Source organism: Aggregicoccus sp. 17bor-14 (genome assembly GCF_009659535.1).
Taxonomy (GTDB): Bacteria; Myxococcota; Myxococcia; order Myxococcales; family Myxococcaceae; genus Aggregicoccus.
In genome coordinates this window covers 29571-53744 of record NZ_VJZZ01000002.1, presented here as the reverse complement: position 1 = coordinate 53744, position 24174 = coordinate 29571, and the positions used below count along the sequence as shown (strand labels likewise).

General features: G+C 73.0%; 16 protein-coding genes. 3 read left to right on the top strand and 13 right to left on the bottom strand.

The genetic code is table 11. The annotated features are described in order from the left end of the window. Window positions 1-13 precede the first annotated feature (13 nt). Together yjjJ and FGE12_RS04045 are read right to left on the bottom strand one after the other, a co-directional pair. Entirely contained in the window at window positions 14-1312 is a 1299-nt protein-coding gene (gene yjjJ / locus FGE12_RS04050; protein ID WP_153864938.1) for a type II toxin-antitoxin system HipA family toxin YjjJ, read from the bottom strand. 856 nt (window positions 1313-2168) lie between these two features. Beyond that, window positions 2169-3659, bottom strand: coding sequence for an RNB domain-containing ribonuclease (locus FGE12_RS04045; RefSeq protein WP_153864937.1), 1491 nt, complete (start codon window positions 3657-3659; stop codon window positions 2169-2171). Here FGE12_RS04045 and FGE12_RS04040 point away from each other — a divergent pair. Beyond that, window positions 3658-4596 carry a TIGR00730 family Rossman fold protein gene (locus FGE12_RS04040; protein ID WP_228530569.1) on the top strand — a complete coding sequence of 313 codons (939 nt, stop codon included), beginning with the start codon at window positions 3658-3660 and terminating at the stop codon, window positions 4594-4596. The genes FGE12_RS04045 and FGE12_RS04040 overlap by 2 nt on opposite strands. A 184-nt stretch (window positions 4597-4780) precedes the next feature. Then, window positions 4781-6148, top strand: coding sequence for a putative metal-binding motif-containing protein (locus FGE12_RS04035; protein WP_194797570.1), 1368 nt, complete (start codon window positions 4781-4783; stop codon window positions 6146-6148). Here the strand turns inward: FGE12_RS04035 and FGE12_RS04030 are convergent. From FGE12_RS04030 to FGE12_RS04015, 4 genes are all read right to left on the bottom strand, one after another. Beyond that, on the bottom strand, window positions 6141-8282 hold the full coding sequence (locus tag FGE12_RS04030) for a DUF11 domain-containing protein (protein ID WP_153864935.1): 2142 nt from the start codon (window positions 8280-8282) through the stop codon (window positions 6141-6143). The genes FGE12_RS04035 and FGE12_RS04030 overlap by 8 nt on opposite strands. A gap of 2 nt (window positions 8283-8284) precedes the next feature. After that, the gene (locus FGE12_RS04025) at window positions 8285-14359 is read right to left on the bottom strand and encodes an OmpA family protein (RefSeq protein ID WP_153864934.1); all 6075 of its coding nucleotides are present in this window, start codon (window positions 14357-14359) and stop codon (window positions 8285-8287) included. A gap of 200 nt (window positions 14360-14559) precedes the next feature. Then, window positions 14560-15699 carry a DUF11 domain-containing protein gene (locus tag FGE12_RS04020; protein WP_153864933.1) on the bottom strand — a complete coding sequence of 380 codons (1140 nt, stop codon included), beginning with the start codon at window positions 15697-15699 and terminating at the stop codon, window positions 14560-14562. Between the two features lie 88 nt (window positions 15700-15787). Then, window positions 15788-16294: a DUF11 domain-containing protein gene (locus FGE12_RS04015; RefSeq protein ID WP_194797569.1), complete on the bottom strand. Its 507-nt coding sequence runs from the start codon at window positions 16292-16294 to the stop codon at window positions 15788-15790. A 310-nt stretch (window positions 16295-16604) separates the two neighbouring features. Here FGE12_RS04015 and FGE12_RS04010 point away from each other — a divergent pair, with 310 nt between their 5' ends. Next, window positions 16605-17090 carry a DUF1579 family protein gene (locus tag FGE12_RS04010; RefSeq protein ID WP_194797568.1) on the top strand — a complete coding sequence of 162 codons (486 nt, stop codon included), beginning with the start codon at window positions 16605-16607 and terminating at the stop codon, window positions 17088-17090. A gap of 3 nt (window positions 17091-17093) precedes the next feature. Here FGE12_RS04010 and FGE12_RS04005 read toward each other — a convergent pair whose 3' ends face one another. The 7 genes from FGE12_RS04005 to FGE12_RS03975 form a co-directional block, all read right to left on the bottom strand. Next, window positions 17094-18842 (bottom strand): radical SAM protein, encoded by a 1749-nt coding sequence (locus FGE12_RS04005; RefSeq protein WP_153864930.1) that lies wholly within the window; start codon window positions 18840-18842, stop codon window positions 17094-17096. 87 nt (window positions 18843-18929) lie between these two features. Further along, entirely contained in the window at window positions 18930-19490 is a 561-nt protein-coding gene (locus FGE12_RS04000; protein ID WP_153864929.1) for an SRPBCC family protein, read from the bottom strand. A 30-nt stretch (window positions 19491-19520) separates the two neighbouring features. Continuing rightward, on the bottom strand, window positions 19521-20405 hold the full coding sequence (locus tag FGE12_RS03995; RefSeq protein WP_153864928.1) for a Dyp-type peroxidase: 885 nt from the start codon (window positions 20403-20405) through the stop codon (window positions 19521-19523). Window positions 20406-20476: 71 nt separating this feature from the next. After that, the gene (locus FGE12_RS03990) at window positions 20477-20929 is read right to left on the bottom strand and encodes a hypothetical protein (protein WP_194797567.1); all 453 of its coding nucleotides are present in this window, start codon (window positions 20927-20929) and stop codon (window positions 20477-20479) included. A gap of 48 nt (window positions 20930-20977) precedes the next feature. Next, entirely contained in the window at window positions 20978-22249 is a 1272-nt protein-coding gene (locus FGE12_RS03985; protein WP_153864927.1) for an RNA polymerase sigma factor, read from the bottom strand. Next, on the bottom strand, window positions 22249-22611 hold the full coding sequence (locus FGE12_RS03980; protein WP_153864926.1) for a YciI family protein: 363 nt from the start codon (window positions 22609-22611) through the stop codon (window positions 22249-22251). The genes FGE12_RS03985 and FGE12_RS03980 overlap by 1 nt, the downstream gene beginning before the upstream one ends. A gap of 106 nt (window positions 22612-22717) precedes the next feature. After that, a complete protein-coding gene (locus FGE12_RS03975; protein WP_153864925.1) occupies window positions 22718-24169 on the bottom strand; it encodes a hypothetical protein in 1452 nt (483 codons plus the stop codon). Window positions 24170-24174 lie beyond the last annotated feature (5 nt).

The following is a 24174-nucleotide window of genomic DNA, read 5'->3' as shown; positions in this document are numbered from 1 at the left end:
CGGCGGGTGCCGCCTAGAGCGCGACGCGCGCGCGCAGCTGCGCGAGCTGGGCGCCGCAGTGCTCGGCGCGCGCGCGCAGCGCGTCACCGAGGTGCGGGCTCGCAGCGAGGCGCTCCCAGTACGCGCTGGCCTGCGCTGCAGCGGTGCTCCAGACGTCGAGCGTCTCCGAGGTAGGCGGCTCGGGCTTGAAGTCCCGCTCCACGACCTGGAGGTCGTGGGGGGCAAAGAGCATCGGCAGCATGTCGTAGCAGGGGGCTACCTGCAGGGGCGTCGCGTCGACCTCGGCGAAGAGCGAGAGGTTGCCCAGGTGGCGGTCGGTGTTGCCGGTGAGCTGGCCGAAGACGTCCAGCCAGCGCACGCGCTGCTCCTGGCCTGCATCCAGCCACCCCTGCTCTCGCAGGCCGCGCGCGACAGCCCGCCAGCCCCGCCCCGCCCCTACGTACGCATCGAGCGCGGCGAGCGACAGGAGTCCGCGCCGCCCCCGCAGCCCGACGCGATCGAAGCGCTCCACCTCCAGGAAGCGAAAGCCGCCGAGGTCGAACCAGCGCGAGCGCGCGGCGTCGACTCCTGCCTCCCGGAGGTGCTCGAGCGCGAGGTGCTCGCAGACAAGGAGGTCGCGGCGCCGATCCGCTGCCGCGCCATCTCCACCCACGAACTTCACCAAGACGTGCCTGCCCTCGACGAAGGCCAGGAACTTCGGCTGCTCACCTCCTGCCGAGGAGCCCTCGGGGTTCTGCGCCGAGCCGGTGGCCAGCTTCGGATAGGACTCCCGCTGCACAGGTCGCACCTCGTCCTGAAGCCAGCGATCCAATGATTCACGCCCGAGCACCAGATTGCCGACGCAATCCTCTCCGCGGCGAGCCAGCGCGAGCAGACGTTGATCGTCGGTCCACCGCTGCAGGTGCTCGGGCAGCGAGAGCTCCGGGTGACGGAGCGCGAAAGTGCGTCCCAGGTAGCCCTGGGGACTCATGTCCACGACGAAGGGCGGGATGCCCTCGAAGAGGATTGCGGGCGCGTGCTCGCGCTGCAGCCAGTGGTCTCCGGTGGCCAGGAGATGCAGCTCCCCGAGGCTCTCGGCGCGGCCCGCCTCCGTGATGCGCCAGAGCGGGAGCCGGCTGCCCAGTCCCTCGAGCGCACGCGTGAGCACGTAGCGCGTGCCCCGCGTACGCCCCATCTGACAGACCCGATCGCCGAGTCCCTGGAGGAAGCGAGAGACCGTCGGTCGGGAGGTCCCGAGCGCAGCGGCCAGCTCGCTCGCTCCGACGGGTTGCATCCTGGCAAGCGTGGAAAGCACGTCTTCGGCAGCAAGCATGAACAGATACTTGAACAGATATGGGCAACAATCAATTCAATCAAGCCCTAAATTTAATTGGCCTTTTTTAGATCCATTGCAGGGAACTTGAACAGATATGGCGAGCAGTCTGCTCTTTGCCATCACGGGAACCGGCGCAGGAAAGCCCCCTGCTGAGCGGCTCCTACCAGGGCGACTCCCAAGAGGCAGACGCCACGGACGTGCAGGCCGAGGCGCGGGCCGCGCTGGCCTACTTCGGGCTCACGCCGCGCCACTTGCTGGCGGCACATCTCCGGTGTCGCGGAGCTGGGAGTCTGGATGAGCTCGAAGGCGCGCAGGTCCTTGGAGAGCCCGAGGGCGACCAGGCGGTCCGGTTCCTTCTCGTCGTAGTAGCCGCCTGTCCAGAAGGGTCGCTGTGCCTTCAGCGCCTCGGTGGCCTCGGCCGCCTTCGAGCCCAGGCCGGCGTCCCATACGCGTAGACGAGGTAGCTCTCACCCGGCTCGAACCCGATTGTGCCGTCTCCTCCGCCACCCGAGGGCAGCTCGAGCCGGGTGCCCAGCGCGAGCGCTCCCTTGAAGCTCTCCAGCACCTGCACCGTCGCCGTTCCCCCGAAGCTCCTACCGTCCGTCGACTGGACCCGTGCGAAGTAGATGTGGCTCGCGGACTTGCGAGCCTCTCGAAGCTCGGTGGCGAGATCCTGCTTGCCCTCCCTCCTGCAACTGCAGGCCTGGGAGGGCTGGGCGCACAGACAGGACAACGCAACGACGGCCACGATCACCAGTCTCGTCACCATGGCCTCCGAGCCTAAGCCGGGGACGGCTGCTGACACGAACGCGGCCTTCTCTCGAAGCGCGTCGCGAACGACGCGGCTGCCTCGTCACGCCCTCGCGAAGTCGATGAAGCCCTTGGCGGGCTCGGTCGCGAGCAGCTTCACCCGCACGGCGTCTCCCACGTCGAGCCCTGCCTCGCCGCGCACCACCCTCCCCTCCGCGGGCGGGGCGAGCAGGCGCACGAAGACGCCCTTGTCCGCGGCCCCGGTGACGATGGCGTCGAAGGTGTCGCCGATGCGGCTGCGCAGCAGCAGCGCCGCGGCCACCTTGCGCAGCTGCCGCTCCACCCTGCGCTCCGCGGTGTCCATCTGGGTGCAGCGCTGGGCGATCGCCGCGAGCTCCTCGTCGGAGTACGGCGCGGGCTGGCCCGCGAGCGCGGCCTTGAGCAGCCGCTGCGTCACCAGGTCCGCGTAGCGCCGGTTGGGCGCGGTGCCGTGCGTGTAGTCCGCCATCGCGAGCGCGAAGTGGCCGAGGTTGGGCGCGCCCGCCGGCTCGAGCGCGTACTCGCCCGCGCCCATCAGCTTCACCACCGAGAGCGACAGCTCGGCGAAGTGCGCCGGGTCCGCCGCGCGGCGCGCCCGCAGGAAGCCCGCGAGCGCCACCGCGTCCGGCGTGGCGGGCAGCTCGGTGCCGGCCCCGCGCGCGAGCTCGACGATGCGGTCCCAGCGCCGGGGCGTGTGCACCACCCGGGCGATCGCCGAGCGCTTGTACGCATCCAGGCAGCGCGACATCGCGCCGTTGGCCGCCACCATCAGGTCCTCGATCAGCTCGCGCGAGCGGCTCTTGGGCGTGAGCTTCACGTCCACCACCTTCTCGCCCTCCATCACGGGACGCGCCTCCACGGTCTCGAACTCGAGCGCGCCGTGCTCCAGCCGCCAGCGCTTGAGCCGGCGCGAGGCCTCGTCCTGCAGCCGCAGCTGCGCCTCGAGCCCCGCCACCCGCGCGACTTCCGCGGGCAGCTCGGCGCGCCCCTCGAGCCAGGGACCCACGGCGTCGTAGGACAGCTTCGCGTGGTTGCGCACGAGCGCGCGGAACACGTCGCTGCTCACCAGCGTGCCGTCCGGGCGCACCACCAGCTCCATCACCATCGCGAGCCGGTCCACGCCGGGGTTGAGCGAGCTCAGGTCACACGAGAGCCGCTCGGGCAGCATGGGGAACACCGCGGGGCCGGTGTACACGGACGTGGTGTTGTGCGCGGCCCGCGCATCCAGCGCGCTGCCCCGGGGCACGAGCGCGTCCACGTCCGCGATTCCCACCCACACCCGCACGTCTCCGCCCGGCAGGGCCTCGGCCACCTCGATCTGGTCGAGGTCGCGCGAGTCCTCGTTGTCGATGGAGCTCCACAGCGCCTCGCGCAGATCCCTCACGCGGGGCTGCAGCGTGGGACTCCCTGCGGGCAGCCGCGCCACCTCGGCGAGCGCCTCGGGGGAGAGGTCCACCTCGAAGCCGGCGGCGGCAACCGTCTGCCGGGCGGCAGCGAGCAGGTCGAAGGTGCCAGCGGCCGCGGCCGGCGTGCGAGTGTCCGTGGGGGAGCCCATGCCTCCCTTCGTGGTCCAGCCGCGCCCCGGATTCAACCCCTTCGTCACCCTGGAGTCGTGGATGAAGCGCCGCCCGTCCCGTGTTCGCCCCCGCTCGCTGCCCGCCAACCGCCGCCTCCCCGCCGAGGCGGACGCGCTCGAGCAGCTGCGCTTCCACTTCCAGAAGGCCCTGCGCCCGGAAGGCCCCGCACGCCCGGCCAAGGTGGACCACAGCCTGCGCGACGACGACGGCACCACCGCGGACGAGCACTTCCTCCAGGCCTCCCAGCCCGCGGACGCCTTCACCCACACCGACCCGTGGCGGGTGATGCGGATGACGGCCGAGCTGGTGGAGGGCATCGACGCGCTCGCGGGCGTGGAGAAGGGCGTCTCGGTGTTCGGCTCCGCGCGCACCGCCCCGGAGGCGCCCGAGTACGCCGCGGCGGTGGAGGTGGGCCGCCGGCTCGCCCGGGCTGGCTACAGCGTCATCACCGGCGGCGGCCCCGGCATCATGGAGGCGGCCAACCGCGGCGCGCGCGAGGGCGGCGGGCGCTCCATCGGGTGCAACATCGAGCTGCCCTTCGAGCAGGCCGCGAACCCATACGTCAGCACCCTGGTGACCTTCCGCTACTTCTTCATGCGCAAGACGATGTTCGTGAAGTACTCGAGCGCCTTCGTCATCTTCCCCGGCGGCTTCGGCACGCTCGACGAGCTGTTCGAGGCGCTGGTGCTCATCCAGACGGGGAAGATCTACCGCTTCCCGGTGGTGCTCGTCGGCCGGCGCTACTGGGAGGGACTGCTGCGCTGGCTGCGGGACGCACCGCTGGCGAGCGGCTGCATCGCGCCGTCGGACCTCGAGCTGCTCACCGTCACCGACGACCCGGCAGAGGTGGTGCGCTGCATCCGCCGCTGCGAGCAGCCGCGGCGGCCGGCGCGTGGCTCGCGGGCGCGGCGCTGATCGGTGTCGGCAGGGCGTCCAGATTGAGACGCACGCCCGGTCCCCTCCGCACGCTGCTACCGCATCCGCTAGCTTGCCGGGAATGAAGGCGCTCGCGCTTCCTACCGCCCTCTCCCTCCTGGCCGTGGCTGCTTGTGCGGTTCCCGACCCGCAGCAACTGGGCGGCTATGCGGACACGTGCCAGGTGCGGGAGCACTGCGCCACGGGCTTCGACTGCGTCGACAAGCAATGTGTCGCGCTCCCGGGCACCGTCTGCCAGGAGCGCGTGCGCGTGCAGCCGTGTGAGCTGAGCGCCGGCGTCTGCGCGCGCGTCCGTCGCGGCTGCGTGGACGGAGCCTTCGAGCAGACCTGCACCGCTGCCTCCTACGGGCCCACCTACGAGGCGCTGGAGACGCGCTGCGACGGGCTGGACAACGACTGCGACGGCCGCGTCGACACGGGGGCGCTCCCGGTCGGGCTGCCCGGCAAGCTGCTCGTCTTTCCCCGTGGCTACGCGCTCGTCACCTGGAGCAGTGACTACGACTGGAACACCCAGGTGTCCTACCAGTTGCTCACTCCGCAGCTCGAGCCTGCGGGCCCCCGCCTCCGCCTCGAGGCTGCGGCCTTCCCTGCCCTCCTGAGTCAGACGGTGCGCGCCATCCCGCTCGGGGACGGGGCCATCGTGCTGTGGAGCGGCGCAGAGTCGTCCTCGGGCTCGCAGCGCTCGCGCATCGTGCGCATCGCGCACGGTGAGAAGTGGGGCGACGTTTCGCTCGCCGCGGGGCCCGAGACGCTCGAGGGGCTGAGCGGGGCCACGCCCCACCTGGCGCTGGATGGCACCCGCCAGCGCCTCCTCGTGGCGTGGCTGGAGGCGGGGCAGGTCCAGGGCCAGCTCCTCTCGCCCGAGCTCGCGTCGCTTGCGCGGGCCCCCCTCCTCGAGGAGGCGGAGCTCGGCGCGACGGCGCCCGGCGTGAGCACCGGCAGCTGGCTGAGTCTCGGAGGGGTGACGGCGGTGGGCACGGCGGAGTTCGGGGTGGCGGCGCTGAGCACTGAGGCCTCCGGCGCCCGCAGGGTCCTCTTTCGCACGGTGTCCGGCGCGCTCGCGTCGCGCTCCGCCCTCACGGCCTACGAGGGCGCTCCGGGCATGACAGAGCTGGGGGTGACGAGCACAGCTGCGGGCTCGCCCGTGATGAGCTGGCTGACCACCTTCAGCGCACCCGATGGAGATCACCTCGCCGTCGACCTCGTGCGGCCCCTCTCGCCCACTCTGCCGCTGCGCGTCTTCGAAGGACGCGCCATGGGAACGCCTCGGCTCGTGACCGCGTTCGGTACGGCAGGCGACCTGGCGCTTGCACTCACCGGCTCCCTGGTGGACGGACGCCCTCGCCTCATCCTCCACCTCGTCTCTCCGGACAATCAGGTGCGCGGGCAGCCGCTGGACCTCGCTGCCTCCTCCGCGCCGGAGCTGACGTGGATGCCCGACCTCTCGAAGTGGTGGGTCTCCAGTGGGGACTGGACGGGCGAGACCGGTTGGGCCTGCGGGCCGGTAGCCCCGCCGCACGCACCTACTTGATGCGCGTCTGGAAGCGCACCGTGAGGCTGCCGCCGGGGCGCAGCGTGCCGTTCATCGGGAGGCGCCACTGGCGCACGTTGTTGTCGTAGCCCGCCGGCGCGCCGCCTCCGCCGGAGGTGGCGGTGTACGCCGTCCACGTGGTGCTGCTGTTCGAGTAGGCGGGCGCGGGCATGGTGAGGCCGGAGGCCGGGGTGCTGTCGGTGGAGCTGAAGGCCACGTTCGTGCCGTAGGCGTTGAGCCCCATGGCCACGTACTCGTCCAGCGGGTCGAGCATGATCACGCTCCTGGCGCTGCCCGTTCCCGTGTTGGTGACAGTGATGGTGTAGGTGATGACGTCGCCGGGGCGAGCGGTCGTGCGGTCCGCCACCTTCACGAAGCTGAGGCGGGGCACGGGCGGGGTGACGCTGGCGGTCGCGCTGTTGTTGGCGGTGACGGTGTCCGCCAGGTTGCTGCTCGCGGTGGTCGTGAAGCTGTAGGCGCTGGCGGCTGGCGCCACGTCCCGATCATTCACCCGCGCCGTGATCGTGAGGGTGACCGTGCCGCCCACCGGGAGCGCGCCGATGGTCCAGGTGCCCGCGCTGTAGGTGCCCTGGCTCGCGGTGCTCGAGAGCAGCGTGTAGCCCGCGGGCAGCGACGCGCCGGTGAGCACCGCGCCCGTGGTGGGGTCCGGCCCGAGGTTCGTCACCGTCAGCGTGAAGGTGACGGTGTTGCCGGCGGTCGGCACCGGCGTGTTCACCGCGGCGGTGACGGCGAGGTCCGCGCCGAGCGGGCGGTTGTTGAAGGTGCAGACGATGTTGCGGCCGGCCGTCAGGTCCGAGGCAGCGAGCGTGAGGACGTTGCCGGAGAGACTGCCGAAGCTGGAGCTGCCGTCGGTGCAGCTCGCCGAGCCCACCGTCCAGAGCGCGGGCGGGGTCTGGGTGATGGTCGTCGCGGTGTTCAGCGCCGTGGCGTTGAAGGTGGTGGAGGTCTGCGGGTTCGCCGTCGCCGTGTTGAGCGAGAAGGTGCCCACGCCGTTGGTGCCCGTGTAGTTGAAGGCTGCGGTGCCGCCGGTGGTCTGCGCGCGCACGGTGATGCGCGGCAGCACCTGGTCCGTGTCGCTCGCGGTGTTGCTCTGTCCCGCCACGCTCACCGAGGCGGTGTTGGTCAGCGTCGCGCCGGCGGCGGCCGTCACGGTGCCGGTGAGGGTGAAGGTCAGCGTGCTGTTGACCGGCATGGTCGCCAGCGTGACGCCCGCGCCCTGCACGCCCGCCACGGTGAGGCCCGCGGGGCAGGTCGCGCCGCCGCCCGCCGCGCAGCTCACGCCCGTGACGTTGAGACCGGTGATGGCCGGGTCCGCGAAGCTCGCGCCCGAGAGCGACACGCCGGTCGTGTTGGTGATGACGACCGTATAGACGCTGGTGCCTCCCATGGTCGCGTTGGGGGTGTTGTTCGTCTTGGTGATCTGCGGCAGCACCACCACCGGCACCGTGCCGTAGGCCACCTCAGTGGCCACGGTCGTGTTGGGCGAGTTGCACTTGGACTTGGTGTTGGGGACGGGGTCCGCGTTCGAGCGGCAGGTGGAGCCCGAGGGGCTCGACTGGTTGTCCCAGGACACCACGAAGGGGATGTAGAGGTTGCCGCCGCTCAGGTTGATGGCCTGGCAGCGCACGGGTACGCCGGTCATGCGGAACACGCCCGAGCCGGTGTTGCCGTTGATGCGGCCGTTGCCGTCGCCGCAGGTGTCCGCCGGGATGCCGATGGACGCGCCGTCCAGGTCCAGGAAGGGCGCGGTGGTGGGGAGCACGCCCACGGAGCAGACGGCGGCGCCGCCGTTGCTGGACATCGCCATGGGCGGCTTGCCGTCGTTGACCAGGAAGATGCCGATGTCCCAGCGGTCCGGCGTGGAGAAGTTCACCGTGATGTCCAGGTCCGCCGTCACGCTGGTGCCGCCCACGCAGGAGGTGGGGCCGCCAGGCGCGAGCTTGATGCCGGTGATGGACACGTCGCCCGCGGTGCAGCCCAGGTCGGAGCGGAAGCGATCCGCAGCGCACTGGGTGACGGGGAAGGTCTGCGCGCGGCCCAGCGACGGGGCGAGCGCCACCGCGAGGCACAGGAGCAGCGCGGCCTTCGCGAGCGAGGAGGAGGGGGCAGCCATGGTCACTGTCCGAAGAGCCAGCGGGCGGCGTCGTGCACCGTCTGCTGGTCCAGCTTCACGCGCAGGCGCACGTAGGGGCCCTGCACGGCGTAATTGGAGGCCACGAAGTCACGGTCCTCGTAGCCCCAGACGTTGTAGCCGGCGCTCAGCCACATGTTCTCCACCACGTTGTAGCCCACCGAGGGACCGCCGCTGTAGGCGAGCTGGCCCCCGCGCCAGGCGTGCAGGGCGCTCGCGCGCAGCCCCACGTCCAGGCGCTCGGTGAGATCGTAGCGGCCCTCGAGCCCGAGCTCGTCCGTGTAGCCGGCCTGCACCGTGCCGAGCAGCTGCTCGCGCGTGTACTTCGCGCCCGCGAACACGGACACCTGCAGCTTCTCGCCGGGGCGCGCGTTGAGGCTGAGGTTGTTCACCAGGCGCGTGCCGGTGCCCGGGTCGGTGCTGCCCGTGCGCCGCTCGTGGATGAGGTCCAGGCGGTCGAGCACGATCCACCTCGTCTCCGGCGGGCGGTAGACGAGGCCCAGGCGCAGCGCGGCGGTGCGCGTGCCCTGCCCCGTCGCGTGCTGGTGCTCGTCCAGCAGCTGCAGGCGGCCCGTCCAGCCCCAGGCCGCGCCCGTCTCGGTCACCAGGCCGCTGAGCAGGTTCCAGCGGCGGCTCAGCTCGCCCAGGCGCAGCTCGGCGCGCGAGTCCCAGAGGAAGCGGCGCACCTGGTAGGTCGCGCCGGTGGAGGCCGCGGTGAAGTCCTCGCTCGCGCCCGAGGTCAGGGGCACGGCGGGGTTGAAGAGGTAGGTGCCCTCGCGGCTGAAGGTCTGGGTGCGCTCGAGCCCGAAGTCCGCGCGCCACGCCTCGCTCAGCTGCAGGGTCTGGCGCAGGCCGAGGGTGCCGAAGAGGCGCTCGCTGTTCTCGCGCAGCTGGCTCTCCATGGAGGAGCTCACGGTGGCGCCCGTCCACGGCGTGGAGCGCACGCCCAGGCGGGTGGCGGCGGTGGCCACGCCGTCCTTCCACGTCAGCTCCTCGGCGCCCAGCAGCGTCACCTTGCGGGTGAGCTTGTACTCGGCCCCGAAGAGGGTGCGGGTGGGGTAGTCCACGTTCTCGTCGTTCACGAGCGACTGGGCGTGCTCCACCGAGAGCACCAGCCGGTCCTCGAGCAGCGCGAGCTTCGTGCCCGCCATGGCCTGCGTGGACAGGTGCTCGCTGCCGTCCGCGAGCCGGTCCTCCGCGTAGCGCAGCCCCACGCTCGCGCCCGACAGGCCCTGCGTGTAGCCGAAGCGCGCCTCGGCCACGTCGCGCGTGGCGTCCGTGCTGAACACGTGCTGGCGGTAGCCGGTGCCGCCCAGCTGCAGGTGGTCCGTGAAGCGGTAGGCCGCGTCCACCCCGAGCTTGCGGGTGCCGGTCTCGGTGAGCGCCTGCTGGCCCAGGCCGAAGTCGCCGGGCAGCAGGCGCGCGTAGGCGCGCGCGTCCCAGTCGTGGCTGCGGTGCGAGACCTCGGCGAGGTAGGCGGTGCCGTCGCCCTCGGTGCCGTCCGCGCGCTGCCCCTCGGTGTGCGCGAGCTCGGCGCGCACCTTGACGGTGGGCGTCAGGTCCGCCTCGAAGTCCGCGCCGTAGAGGGTGCCCGCGCGCTCGCCCCGGTCCTCGTGCACCACGGTGGTGCCCAGCTTCAGGCGGTTGTCCAGCAGCTTGAGGCCCGCGCGGCCGCCCGCGGTGAGGTGCTGCCCGTCCAGCGAGCGCGTCTCGTACTCCACCACGATGAACACCGGGTTGAAGGCCAGGTCCCGGCTGGGGATGGGCTCGCGGAAGAAGAGCGTCCCCGTGTCGTAGTCGATGGAGTAGTCGATGAAGCGCGTGAGGGTGCGCGTGGAGAGGACGACCTCGGTGCGGAAGCGGTCGCGCACCTCGATGGTCACCTTCTCGCCGTTGGCCGTGAGGCCGCCGCGCGCGAGCCGGTACAGGCCCGAGGTGCCGTCGCCCTGCAGCTCCTCGCGCGCGTAGGCCAGGTCGGTCTGGGTGCCGAAGGCGTTGACGTCCAGGTGCTTCAGGCGCAGCTCGGTCTTCACGCCGTTGAGGCGGCGGCTGTAGCGCGACAGGTCGGTGGCGCCCAGGCCGGTGTCGAAGTCGCCGAACAGCGCGTAGTACTGCTCGCGCTCGATCTTCACGTACAGCTTGCGCGCGCTCGGCGCGTCGTACTGCTGCAGCGTCCCGTCCCCGTACAGCGTGTAGTACGTGTTCGGGTCGATGGTCTGGAAGAGGCTGTTGCCCACCTCGGCGCGCGACTTCGTGTTGTCGTAGGCGAGCGTGAGCAGCCACTCGCCCTTCACGCGGCCCTTCGCGTAGAAGGCGAGGCGCCCGTCGGCGTAGAAGTCCTCGGTGGGGGCCCCGGCGGGCAGGGTCTCGAGGTGCTTGGAGACGGCGTTGTAGCCGACGCCGCCCTCGGCGAGGCCCACCAGGATCCAGTCGCGCAGCTTGGGCGCCACGTAGGTCTCGCCGCGGGCCGTGAGGCCGCCGAGCGCGACCACGGCGTGCTGGGTGCCGGTGGCCTGCACGGGATCGAAGCTCACCCAGCCGTCCCGGTCCATCTGCACCCAGCGCCGGCCCGCCGCGTCCTCGAGCGAGAGGCTGTCCTCGGGGCGGCGCAGCGGGCGCAGCGAGCTGTCGCGCAGGTCCAGGCGCGTGGCGGCGTGCAGCACGGTGCCCGTGGCATCGAGCAGCTCGAAGCGCATGCGCACCGGCGTGCGGCCGTCCGCGACGTTGCCCTCGGCGGACACGAAGCGGAGGGCGGCGACCTCGCTGGAGCGGCGCAGGTGCGCGGTCTCGTTCACGCGCACGTTGCCGAAGGGGTCGGTGCCCTTGAGCTGCAGCGTGTGCTCGCCCACGTCCCCGAAGTCCACGCCCACGTAGGTGAGCAGCGTGGTGCGCGTGTCGGGCTCCGCGGCGCGGAAGCCGATGCGCTCCTGCGGCACCGGCTTGCCGTCCAGCAGCAGCTCCACGGTGAGGTAGCTGCGCACGCGCACCTGCACCGCGTTGATGCGGTCCACCAGGACGTCGCCGTCCATCGGGCTGAGCAGGCCCTGGCGGGGCGCAGCGGCCGCGGCCGCCGCGGCGCCGGGGGTGGCCTGCGCCGCGCCCGCGCTGGCGGAGCTGCTCGCGCCCGGCGCGCCGGCGCTGCCGGAGCTGACGGCGGTGCCCGGCGCGGCCTGGACGGTGGGCGCGGTGGCGGGGCTGCTGGCCTGCGCCGCGCCCGGGGCGGGGACCGCGGACGGGGCGGCGGCGGCAGAGGGCGCCCCGGCCTGCGCGGGGGTGGAGAGCGCGGGGGCGCCGGCGGAGACCTGCGCGCCGGAGGACCCGGCCGTAGCGGCCTGCGGCGCGGGCGTCACGGGCAGCGTGCTGCTCGCCTGCGCGACGGAGGCCTTGGACTCGGCGGCGAGGGGCTCGGCCTCGATGGACTCCACCTCGGGCACGCCGAGGCGCACGCCGATGACCTCCACCTCGACGCGGCGGTTGCGCGCGCGGCCCACGGCGCTGCGGTTGCTCGCGATTGGCGAGAGCTCGCCCTGCCCGTCCAGCACCACCGCGTCCTGGGAGAGGCCCAGCTTCTCGGCGAGGTAGTGCCCCACCACGCCGGCGCGCGCGAGCGAGAGCGCGCGGTTGTCCGCGTGGATGTGGCGCGAGCGCGGGGAGATGGGCTGGTTGTCGGTGTGGCCGGTGACGGTGAGGCGGTCGATGACGAGCCCCGAGAGCTGCTCGGCCGCCTCGTCGAGGACGCGCTGGTCGTCCGCCGTGAGCTCCGCGCCGAAGCTCGCGAAGTGCGGGCGCAGCGTGAGGTTGATCGCCGGCAGCAGCCGCGCGCGGCGCACGCGCACGATCACCTCGTTGCGAGGGCTCGCCACCTCGCGGCCCGGCAGGTCGCGCGCGGTGACGTGGGCGCGCAGCGCGAGCTCGCCGGCCGGAGCGTCCGGGGCCACCGCGGCCCGGTAGCGCAGGGTGCGCTTCCACTCGCCGTCCGAGTTGCCCAGGTCGAAGACCAGCTCCCCGCTGCCCGGCTCTCGCTCGGGGTCCGCGACGGGCGCGCCGTTCACGCTGCCACTGCCCTCCTCGAAGCGCACGCCCGGGGGCAGGTTCACGTGCACGCGCACGTCCTTGAAGGGGGCGCTGCGCACGGTCACGTCCACCTCGTGGTGGAGCACGCCGCCCTCCAGGTGCTGGCGCTGCTCGACCGCGAGCGGCGCGGGCTCGCTCGCGGGAGCCGGGGCCGGGTCGGCCGCGGGCGCGGGGGCCACGGCCGCGGGCGCGGGCCGCGGGTGGACGTGGAAGTCCACGCGCCACTGGGTGCCGCCCTGCAGGTCCACGAACTGCGAGAAGGCGCGGCCCGCGGAGCGGCTGTTCTTGGGGCAGAGCACCGGCTCGTAGCCTTCCGGCAGCGAGTCCAGGTCCAGCTGCACCACGTGCGTACCGGAGCGCACGCCCTCGAAGTGGAAGAGGCCCTGCACGTCGCTCGCGACCCAGGTGCCGTCCTCGAGGAAGACGTGCGCGCCCTCGAGGCCCGGGGCGTCTTGGGGCCCCGTGGCGCCGCACTCGCCCACCACCACGCGGCCCATGATGAGCGCGCGCGAGGTGAGGAAGGCCTCGGTGATGCGCAGGGGCGCGGTGGCGCGGTTGGAGACGAGGCCGGTGGTCCCGGAGACCGCGCTCGCCTCGTTCACCAGCTGGCCGCCCGCGCGCGCGCCGGGCACCACCTGCACCACGAGCCGCACGGTGGTCGCGCCGCCCGCGGCGAGCTCGCCCAGGGCGAAGGTGAGGGTGCGGCCGTCCGCGCTCGCCGCGGGGTCCGCCACCGGGGCGCCGTCGCGGGTGGCCGAGCCCGGCACGTAGCGCAGGCCCGCGGGCAGCGTGTCCGTGAGGCTCACGTCGCGCGCGGCCGCCGCGGCGCTCAGGTTGCTCACCGTGAGCTCGTAGGGGACGAAGTCGCCCACGCTGGCGCTGGCCTTGCGCGCGACCTTCTGCACCCAGAGCGTGGTGCTCGCGGGGTCCACGGGGACGTCGGTCTGGACGGGCGGCCCCGCGAGCACCTGGAAGGCCTCGCCGCGCGAGGCCGGGCTCACGGCGTAGGGGCCGGCCGGGCCCGCGGCGAGCTCCGCGTCCGGCACGCTCGAGGGAGCGAGGTAGCCCGCGGGGGGCTTCACGTCGAGGCGGTAGCGGCCGGGAGCCACGAGCGGGAAGCGGAAGCCGCCGGGCGCCGGGGTGTAGCGGCGGCCGCTCGCATCCGAGACCGCGGCGCCGCTGGTCACGGTGGAGGGGAAGCGGCTCACGCCGTCGTCGCCGACGACCTGGGCGGGCTGCCCGGTGGCCACGTCCACCAGGGTGAGGCTGGCGCCGTCCACCGGCTTGCCGGTGCGGCTGTCGAAGACGACGCCCGTGGGGTCCACGAGCACCGCGTCGGTGGTCACGTCCTGCGCGTCGTCCACGTCCACGTAGCGGCAGCGGAGGGTGTCGCCGATGGCGACGCGCAGCACGCCGTCATAGGGGGTGGCGGTGGCGGCGGCGGGTGCGCCGCCCTGCTGGGTGGCCGCGGAGCCCACCGTGGGCAGGTAGCCGGCGAAGATGCCCGTGGACACGCCGGTCTCCACCAGGCGCACGATCTCGGTGTCCCCGGTGCCCGCGTCGCTCACCGTGACGAGCACGGTCTCGCGCACGGCCGGGTCCTTGTTCTCGTCGAGGTCGGTGAGCTTCAGGAAGAGCGGCTCACCCTGGTGCGCCCGCAGGGTGCTCAGCAGGGGCACGGCGCTGCCCAGCGGGATGGGGCCGTAGAAGCCCAGCGACTGGGGCGCGGACAGGGGCGCGGGGCTGCCCTGCGGGCCGTCCAGGTAGACGCTCGGCTCCACCGGCAGGGGGGCCGCGCCCGGGACGTTGGGGGCGTACAGCAGGAAGTCGATGAGGGCCGGCGTGGGGACGATCACCCGCGTCGTGGCGCTGGCCGTGACGGGCGTGGTGTCCTCGGTCGAGGTCGCCGACGCGGTGTTGACGATGAGGGTGCCGTGCGGCGCGGAGGCCGCCTGCGCGGCCCCGGACAGCACGAGCGCGAGCACCCCGAGCACCCACCTCGCCGCGCGCCCGGACGTGCCCCCCCGACCGGACGGCCGGAGCGGAGCTGCGGGCACACGGCCAGCGCGCTTCACGTGGGGGACGAGAGGCATCGGGGAGGAGGGGCTCGGAACTCGCGGACCCCGCATGCGGCGCCGGAGGGCGGCGCTGCACGCGGGGCCGTGGTGGGACTACCGGGGAGACGTCAGTCGATCTTCGCGGTGAAGAACAGGACGATGTCGCTATTGGCAGCCAGCGTGCCGCTCGGCGCGAGGGTCGCCTTGCGCGCCACGCTGTCGAAGCTGTAGCTGTCCGAGTCCACCGGGTCGGTGATGGCGGTCGCCGAGGTGTAGGCGGTGCCAGCGGTGGGGGCCGTGCGCGCGGAGCCCGCGACGTACGAGAGGTACTCCGGAATCACGTCCGTGATGACGACCGCGCTGGCGGCCGAGGCGCCCGCGTTCGACACGACGATCTTGTACACCAGGCTGGTGCCCGGCGCGGCGTTCGCCGTGGCCGCGAAGGTCGCGCCGCCGTCGATGGAGACCAGCTTGCTGATGGTGAGCACCGAGCGGTTGACGGTGATGACCGTGGGGGTGGTCTGGGTCGTCGTCGCCGTGGCGGTGGTCGTCGAGGTGGCCGTGGAGACCACGGTCTGCGTGCCGCTGGTGTTGGTGCCGGTCACGTTGCCCGAGGCCACGGTGACGGTGAAGGTCTGGGTCTCGCCGACGATCTGGCCCACGCTCGCCAGGACGGTGATGGCGGAGCTCAGCGTGATGGTCGCGCGGTTGGTCCCCGGGTTCTCGGAGATCGCCGCCACCGTGTACGTGACGCCGCCGATGACGATCTTGTCGCTCACGGCGATGCCGTTGACCGAGCCGTCGCTGTTGCCGTCGAACGGCACCTGGATGGTGGTGGCGCCGACCGTCGCATCCGCGGACAGCGTGGTACCGCCGAGCTGGACGCTGGCCGGGAAGGCGGGCGTGACGCCGGTGACGTTGCTGGGCGTCGCGCCGGAGCCGAGGGTGTACGTGTCCAGGCCGTTCGCCGTACCGGTGATGGTGTACGAGAGCGTCGCCGAGGTGCCCTGCTGGATGGTCTGGTTGGCCGGCGAGCTGAGGTTCGGGGCCGAGGCCACGAGCTGGACGGTGACGTCCGCCGGAGCGCTGACGACCTCGGGCTGGTCGTTGTTACCAGCGTCCTTGTAGTTCACCTTCGCGACGTTGGAGATCTTGGTGTTGGCAGCGGTGGACGCGTAGGCGCTCGCCGGCAGCACCACGGCCACGACGGCACCGAAGAGCAGCGCGCGGAGCGAGCGCGGAAGGGGGAGGGACGGGGAGGGACTCAAGACTGCACCTCGGACGGGACGACGTTGGGGGAGAGGGACTGCACAGCGACAAGGGGGCCCGCGCGGACGGCCGCGGGCGGGGCTCTGCTCACTTCACGCGCACCTGGAAGGTCAGGGTGCCGGCGGCGCCCGCCTCGACCCGCTTCAGGGTCCAGCGGACGTGGGTGTACTCGGCGGGGCTCGCGGGCTGACGCTCGGTCTTGCCGCTCGCGCCGCGCGCGGTGCGGAAGAGCTGGGCCGCGGGCGCGAAGGTCTTGCCGCCGTCGATGGAGAAGGTGATGTCGGAGCCGGGGCCCGCGGCGCTCCCCGCCACGTAGCTCGTGCCCGCGGGGACGGGATCGTCCACCACCGCGTTCACCGCGGGCGCGTCGCCGGCGTTCTTGTAGTGGACCTCGTAGTCGATGGTCTCGCCCGGTGCGGCCGAGTCCGCGGACACGCGGGTCGTCGTCTTCACGCCGCCCTTGGTCTGCACCACCTGCTTGAACGGCTTGATGTCCAGCTCGATGTGGGGGCCCGCGAAGGCCGCCGTCGCCACCAGCACCGACAGGAGCGCCAGCCGCGCCTGCGTCTTCACTCCACCCGACCGCACCGTCATGACTCTCCTCGGCAGACGTCCAGCGTTGGGCTCCGACATCCGCGCCGGATGTGGGAGCGCTGCCAGGGGATTCCCCTGAACGCAGCGTGGACAGCGGTTGCACGTAGAGGGCCAGTGTGACTGTTCCCGAACAGTCCTGACGGTTCTGGGGGATGCGAGCCGGGAGTGCCGCAAAGGGCTGGGTCGGATGACGAAAAGCGTCACCCGCGGGGCGCCCAAAATTGTCAGCTGCGCAACGAAGCGGGGTCGCGTACGACCTCGGGAGGGTGGGTATGGACCTGGGGTGGGGCCCCTCGCCTATGAATGCCCCATGACCCCTCCCCTGCCCCCCTCGCCGCGCGAGCTGCTGCTCTCCCTCTGTGACGAGTGGGTGGGCCGCTCGAAGATCTGGTTCGACCCGGCCCAGGCGCCCTTCGCGGAGTTCACCACCCGCGGCCGCATCCGGAAGATGGGCGAGGGGAACTTCGTCGCGCACGAGTACGAGGAGGCCTTCGACGGCAAGCAGCACCGCTCACTCGCCATCTACGCCTTCAACGACGAGTCGCAGCAGTTCGAGAGCTCGTGGGTGCACAGCTTCCACATGAGCTCGTCCATCATGTTCGCCACCGGCGGCCTCACCCCCGCGGGCTTCTACGTGCAGGGCAGCTACGGCGACGGCAAGGGCGGCCCGCGCTGGGGCTGGCGCACCGAGCACGAGCTGCGCGCGCCGGACCAGCTGGTCATCACGGCCTACAACATCGAGCCGGGCGGCGAGCCGCAGAAGGCGGTGGAGACCGTCTACGGCCGCAGGCGCTAGGCCTCAGCTGCCCGAGCGCGCCTGCCGCGCGGCACCCGCCGGCTGCAGGAAGCGCCCGGCCACCAGGTGCTCGATGACCTCGCGCGCGGCGGCCGGGTGCAGCTTCGCCTTCGCGCCCAGCGCCGCCACCGCGCTCGCCACGGTGGCGGGGCGCTCGAAGGCGGCGAGCGCCGCGAGCAGCACCTTCCCGTCCTCGCCCTGGTCCAGCGTGGGGTCGCTGAAGCGGCGCGGGCTCAAGGACGGCGCGCACGCGAGCCCGAAGCCCTCCACCGAGCGCACCACCGTCACCGGCTCCCCGGCCACGCGCGCCGGCACGCGGTGCGCGCCGAGCCAGTCGCCGAGCGGGAACTGCTGCGTGGAGGGCGCGGTGTTCACCAGGCGCGTGCGCCCGTCGAGCGGCACCTGGCGCCGCGCCTCCTTGTGGTCCGCCGCGAGCCCGTCCACGTACTGCGACGTCTCCTCCACGGCGTCCTCGAGCGCGGGGTCGAGGAAGCGCAGCATGGGCACCGTCACGTCGCCGGGCTCGCGCTGCTCGAAGGAGTCGAGGAACTCGGTGAAGGTCCGCGCCTCGGTGCGCATCTCGAAGCGCGCGGGGTGCTCGGTGACGAGCGCGCCGGGCTGCGCCTCCAGCCGCTGGTAGCCCACCACGCAGTCCAGGTCGATGACCCGCTCCACCAGCGCCCGCTCCTGCTTCAGGGTGGCGGCGCTCGCGAAGGGCAGGCCCGCGATGCCGGAGATCTCCACGTCCAGGTTCGCGTGGCGGCGGCAGCCGTCGATGAGGCGCAGCAGCTCGCTGTCCGAGGCGCAGGGCTTGAGCAGGCCGCGCCGCATCTGCTCCTGGCGCTGCTGCTCGCTGAAGCAGCCGATGTCGAGCACCATGTGCACGCGCTCGAAGGTGCGCGCGAGCGCGTCGATGAGCTCCATGCGCGCCACGCCCCACAGGAAGTAGGTGCAGGCGTGGCGCGAGAGGTCCACGCCGGCCCAGGTGCTGGAGAGGAACTCCGCGGTGCTGCCCGAGAAGTCGTAGCGCAGCTGCCAGCAGCGCGGCGCCACCTCCTCGTGGTCGCGGCGCACGCTCGCCTCCGAGCGCAGGAAGGGCTTCGCGCGCCCGAAGGCCGCCTTCTGGTTCCCGCGCGCGCCGCCGCAGTACAGGCAGTTCTCGCCGCAGCCCTTGCCGGGCGCCACCCAGCCGGAGAAGGCGTGGCGGTCCGCCTGGCTGAGGAAGATGTCGTCGAAGTGCGAGTAGTGGATGTCCTCGCTGTTGGTGGCGCCCTGCACGTACGCGAGCGGCAGCCGGCGCGGCGCGCCGCTCGGGCCGCGGGTGACGCAGTTGGGCGGCGCGGGGTCTCCCTCGCAGAGCGCGAGCAGGGGCCGCTCGCCGTCGCCCAGCACGATGTGGTCGATGCAGTCGTAGCTGCTCAGCTCGCGCCACCAGTAGGAGGCCGTGTTGCCGCCCACCACCACGCGGATGCCCGGGTCCAGCCGGCGCAGCACGCGCGCCACCTGCAGCGCGCGGTGCACGTGGTGGAACCACTTGAGGCTGATGCCCACCAGGCGCGGGCGCACGCGCGCGACCAGCGCCTCGAGCGAGCGCGTCAGCTCCTCCTCCGTCTCGTCCCCGTCGTAGAGCCGGACGTAGGCCTCCACGCCCGCGCGCCGCAGGTAGCTCGCGAGGTAGAGGATGCCGCAGGTCGCCTCGCCGGTGCCGGCACCGACGAGGAGGACGGGAGTGAGGGCGCGACGCTCGGACATGCGGCGAGGGAGTAGCAGGTCCGGGCCGCGCCGAGTACCCGCAGCGCGCTCGCTCGCCCGTCAGGCGGGCGCCGGCTCAGGCCCCGCTCAGGGCTTCGGAGCGGTGGCGAGCCGCGCGGCCTCGGCGCGCGAGGCCGCGTCCAGCTGCGCGAGCCCCTTCTCGAAGTCCTTCCCGATCATCGCGTCCATGTTCATGAACACGCCCATCGCCTTGGTGACGAAGCCGCTCTGGCCCACCATCGACCACTGCACGCGCGTGCCCGCGCCCTCGGGCTGGAAGCGGAAGGTGGTGTCGCTCACGGCGGCGAAGGGCTCGATGAACTCGAGCTGGATGCGCACGCGCTCGCCGGGCCTGGCCTCGAGCAGCGTCATCTTCCCGCTGCCCACGTCCTTGTTGCCGGTCCACGCGTAGCTCGAGCCCACCGCACCGGGCGTGCCGCTGTGGGTGGTCTTCATCGCCGGGTCCAGCTTCTCCCACGGCGACCAGGCCTTCCAGTGGTGGAAGTCCGCCACCTGCGCGTACGCGACCTCGGCGGGCGCGGCGACGAGCGCCGAGCGGGAGACCTCGTAGGTGTCCGGGCGGGTGAAGACGAAGCCGACGAAGGCGACGAGCGCAGCGGCCACGACGAGCAGGATCTTCTTGAGCATGGGGGCTCCAGGCGGGGGGGAAGCCCGACCCTAGAGCCCCAGGGCGCGCAGGTCCAATCGCCCGCCCGCGAGGGGCGGGCACCAGTAGTAGCCGCCGGTGACGGGGAAGGAGAAGCGGAAGAGGCCGTCGGGGCGCCCGTCCTCCGCGCCCACCATGCGGCCCAGCATCTGCTCGAAGCCGTCCAGGCCCGCCACGTAGGCGATGAACTCCAGGCCCTCGCGGTCCGCGCTCGCCCACGGCATGGAGCGGCGCACCATGAAGGCCGGGGGCTCGAAGCTCTCCTGCGCCGTGCGCTTCACGTGCGCCGTGTCGGGCGCGTCCTCCAGCTCCTCGTTGGTGTCCACGTCGCGGCCGATGACGTCGTTGCGCTCGCGCTCGCTCATCGCCTCGAAGCGCGGGAGCTCGTGCACCCAGCGCTGCACCGCCACGAAGGAGGAGCCGCGCAGGCCCTCTCCCCCCTGCGCGAGCGCCGCCTCCACCGCGGCCTCGTCCTTGGGGTTCTCGGTGCCGTCCTCGAAGCGCGTGAGGTCCCGCCCGCCGTGGTAGACGAAGGTGTCCATCACGTCCACGGTGAGGAGGGCCGCGCCCAGCAGCTTGCGCAGCTGGCGCGAGGCGTCGAACACGATGCCGCGGTCCTTGCCGCGCAGCATGAACCAGAGCGCCTGCTGCGTGGAGGGGATGCTGATGGACGGACCCGCCAGCGCCGGGAACACGCGCAGGCCCGGGATGCTCCGGCCCAGCGCGAGCACCGTGGGCAGGCCGATGCCCACCACGCCCAGCTCGGGCGGGAACTCGTCGCGCAGGCGCTTCAGGGCGGCGACCACGTCGGCGCCGGGAGCGATGCGGAGGGTGACGGTGCGGCCCACGGGGGCGTGAGGCTCGAGGATGCCGGGCTGGTAGGGAGGAGTGGACATGACGTCTCCGGTTCTGACCCGGCTGCGCGTCCGGGGCAAGCGGGACGCAGCGCACCGTGCTCGCCAGGAACTCAGCGCCGCAGCAGCCGGGCGAGGAGCAGGAGCACGAGCGCCCCGCGCACGGTCCACAGCAGCGTGCGCAGCCAGTTGCCGCGCACGAGCCTGCGCACCGCCGCCAGGTCCGGCCCCTGCTCGAGCCGCCGGTGCTCGGGCACCTGAAGGAGCGCGGTGGACCCCCAGATGAGCGCGAGCAGGAGGAGCCCCGTCCACAGCAGCTCCCGGGGGAGCCCGGGCGGCGGGCGCAGCGCGAGCCACAGCCCCGTGGCGAGCTCCACCAGCATGGGCACCCCCACCACCCGGGTGATGCGCACCACGTGCTCGCGCGCGTAGGCCTGCGCCTGCTCGGGCCCCACCCGGGCAAAGAGCGGGTAGTGCACCCCCTGCACCACCCAGATGAGCCCCACGAGGTAGAGGGTGGCGGCGGCGTGCGCGAGCAGCACGAGCAGCGGGTCGATGGGAGGCATGCGGGCGGGATGCGCGAGGCGCCGGGGCGTTGCGCCTGGCGCAGCGCCTCAGCGCAGCGCTGGTCGCAGCTCCTCGAGCCGCTGCTCGAGGAAGCGCCGCTCGGGCTCCGTGCGCACGAGCCCCAGCGCCCGGGTGTACGCGCGCGCGGCCTCCTCGCGGCGCCCCAGCCGCCGCAGCAGGTCCGCGCGCGCGGCCCACAGCAGGTGGTAGTCGCGCAGCGGGCCGGAGGACTCCAGGTCGTCCACGAGCGCGAGCCCGCGCGCGGGTCCCTCGGCCATGGCCACGGCGGCCGCGTGGTTGAGCTGCACCACGGGGCCGGGCGCGAGCGTGCACAGGTGCGCGTAGAGGGCGGCGATCTGCGGCCAGTCGGTGTCCTCGGGGCGCTGCGCCTGGGCGTGCAGCGCGGCGATGGAGGCCTGCACGGTGTAGGGCCCGTGGCCGCCCAGCGCGAGCGCGGCCTCCAGCTGCGCCGCGCCCTCGGCCATCAGCGCGCGGTCCCACAGCGCTCGGTCCTGGTGGTCCAGCAGCACCAGCCCGCCGTCCCCGGCCACCCGGGCGCGGGCGCGCGCGTGGTGCAGCAGCATCAGGGCGAGGAGCGACGCCACCTCGGGGTCGCGTGGCAGCAGCGTGCGCGCGAGCCGGGCCAGGCGCAGGGCCTCGGCGCACAGGTCCACGCGCAGCAGCTCGGGGCCCGCGCTCGCCGCGTAGCCCTCGGAGAAGACGAGGTAGAGCGTGTGCAGCACGCCGCCGGTGCGCTCGTGCAGCGCCTCGGACTCGGGCACCGCGTAGGGGATGGCCGCGTCGCGGATCTTTCGCTGCGCGCGCACCAGGCGCTGGGCCAGGGTCGCCACCGGCACCAGGAAGGCGTGCGCCACCTCCTCCGTGGTGAGGCCGCACAGCGTGCGCAGCGCGAGCGCCACCTGGGCCTCCTCCGAGAGTGCCGGGTGGCAGCAGGTGAAGAGCAGCCGCAGCGTGTCGTCCGCGGGGCCCTCCCAGTCACCCGAGCCCGTGCCCTGCGGCGGCGCGGCGAGCGCCTGCTCGATGCGCGCCACCTGCTCGAGCGCGTCCACCCGCGCGCCCAGCCGCACGCCGCGGCGCACCCGGTCCACCGCCCGGTTGCGCGCGGCGCGCACGAGCCAGGCGCGCGGCTCGCGGGGCACGCCGCTCGCCGGCCACTGCGCGAGCGCGTCCGCGAAGGCCTCCTGCACCACCTCCTCCGCGGCGGCGAAGTCACCGCCCAGCACGCGGATGAGCGTGGCCACGAGGCGCCCGTAGTCCTCGTGGTGCACGCGCTCGAGCGTGTGGGCGATGGAGGTCATCAGCTCTGGGGCGGGGCGAACACGACCACGGGGCGGATCTCGATGCAGCCGGTGAGGGCGCCCGGGATGCGCGAGGCGATGGCCACCGCCTCGTCGAGGTTCTGCGCCTCGATGAGGTAGAAGCCGCCCAGCTGCTCCTTCGTCTCGGCGAAGGGGCCGTCCGTGACCAAGCGCTTGCCGTCGCGGATGCGCACGGTGGTGGCCGTGGCGGTGGGCTGCAGGGCCTCGCCCGCCGTGTAGTTGCCGCTCTTCTTGATGGACTCGGTGAAGTCCCGGTACGCGGACATCATCTGCCGGCCCTCGCCGGACGGCATCGTCTCCATCCTCTTCTCGTTCTCGTAGATGCTCAGCAGGTAGCGCATGGGGTGTCTCCGACTCCGTGGTTTTCGGGGGTGCTGACAGGAGGTCGAACGGCGCCGGGGAATTTCGACAGGCCTTTTCGCGAGCTCTCGCGGCCCGCTCGCCCTCTCAGTACACGAGCACTTCATCGGAGGTGCACACCTGGTCCTCCACGTGCACTTCGAAGTAGTACTCGGCCGCGTTCACGTGCAGGTCCAGCAGGTCGAACTCGTCGTCGTACTCGGTGGTCCAGTGCGCCTCGGAGGCGCCGGCCTTCACGTCCGCGTCGACGGAGTCCCCCTCGTCGTCGTTGTTCTTCAGCGAGTCGATCTCCCCGGGCGTGGGCCTCCCGCCCGGGTCGCGCTCCCACACCGTGAACGTGGCCCGCGGGTGGCGGAAGATGAGCCAGCCCGAGGTGTCGGGGAAGCCCCAGAGCTCGGCGCGCATCACCACGTCGGTGCCGCGGTTCACGGCCTCGTCCCCGGCGTAGGGGCGCCCGTCGCTCGCCCGCCAGCCGCAGCGCTCGATGCCCCAGCGCTGCAGGGTGAGGCTCGCGCTGCGCTCGATGCCGCCGGAGCGCACGGTGAAGGTGTAGGTCTCGCGGCCCTCACCGTCGTCGAAGTCGCGGGTGCTCGGGGTGAGGAGCATCAGCTCCACCTGGTCCGCCGCAGCGGTGACGGGCGCGCCGTCGTTGACGGTGAGCGTGTGCCCCGCGAGCTGCGTCCCCGAGAGGCGCACGCCCAGCTCCAGCACGTCGCCCAGGCGCGGCACGGCCAGCGGGGCGGGGCCTACCGCTCCCGCCCGGTCGCGCACGACCACGCGCACCTCGTCCACCGTGTGGGTGACGCGCACGGCGAGCGGCCCGGACGCGCGCTCCAGCTCGCCGTAGCGCGCCACGAGGTGCAGCGGGTGCGTGCCCACGCGCTCGAGGACGCGCGCGCGCAGCGGCCAGGTCTGCACGATGGAGGTCTGGCTCCCGTCGAAGGGCAGCACCCGCGCGAGCTCCTCCACCGCCCCGCCCGCCTCCTCGTCCACCACCGCGAGGTGCACGCCGTCGTAGAGGTCCTTGCCGCTCACCCGCACCTCGAGCGGCGCGCCGTAGGGCACCGGCTCACCCGCCGCCGGGAGCACCACCTCCACGCGGTCCAGGCTCGGGTACAGCTCCACGTACACGCTCGGGCCCTGCGTCACCCACGGCTTGCTGCCCGTGCGGGTGGCGGTGAGCGAGGCCTGCAGCTGCACGCGGATGCGCCCCGCGCGCTCGAGGAAGGCGTGGCGCATGACCCAGAAGCCGCCCTCGTCGATCCGGAAGGTGTCCTCGATGGGACCGGACCACGAGAAGGACGCGCTCTCCCCCGTGGCCTCGTGCGTGAACACCGCGGTGATGCGCAGGTCGCGGGCGAGGTCCCCCACGTAGTGGACGCGGTACTTGAGCGGCGTGCCGGGCACCACGCGCGCGCCCTCGGCCAGGTCGACGAGCTCGAGCGTGAAGGCGTCGTAGTGGGCCGGAGGGACGCCATCGCCACAGGCCGCGAGCACGCTCAGCAGCAGCAGCAGGCACAGCGGCGTCCGGGTGCGCATGCGGC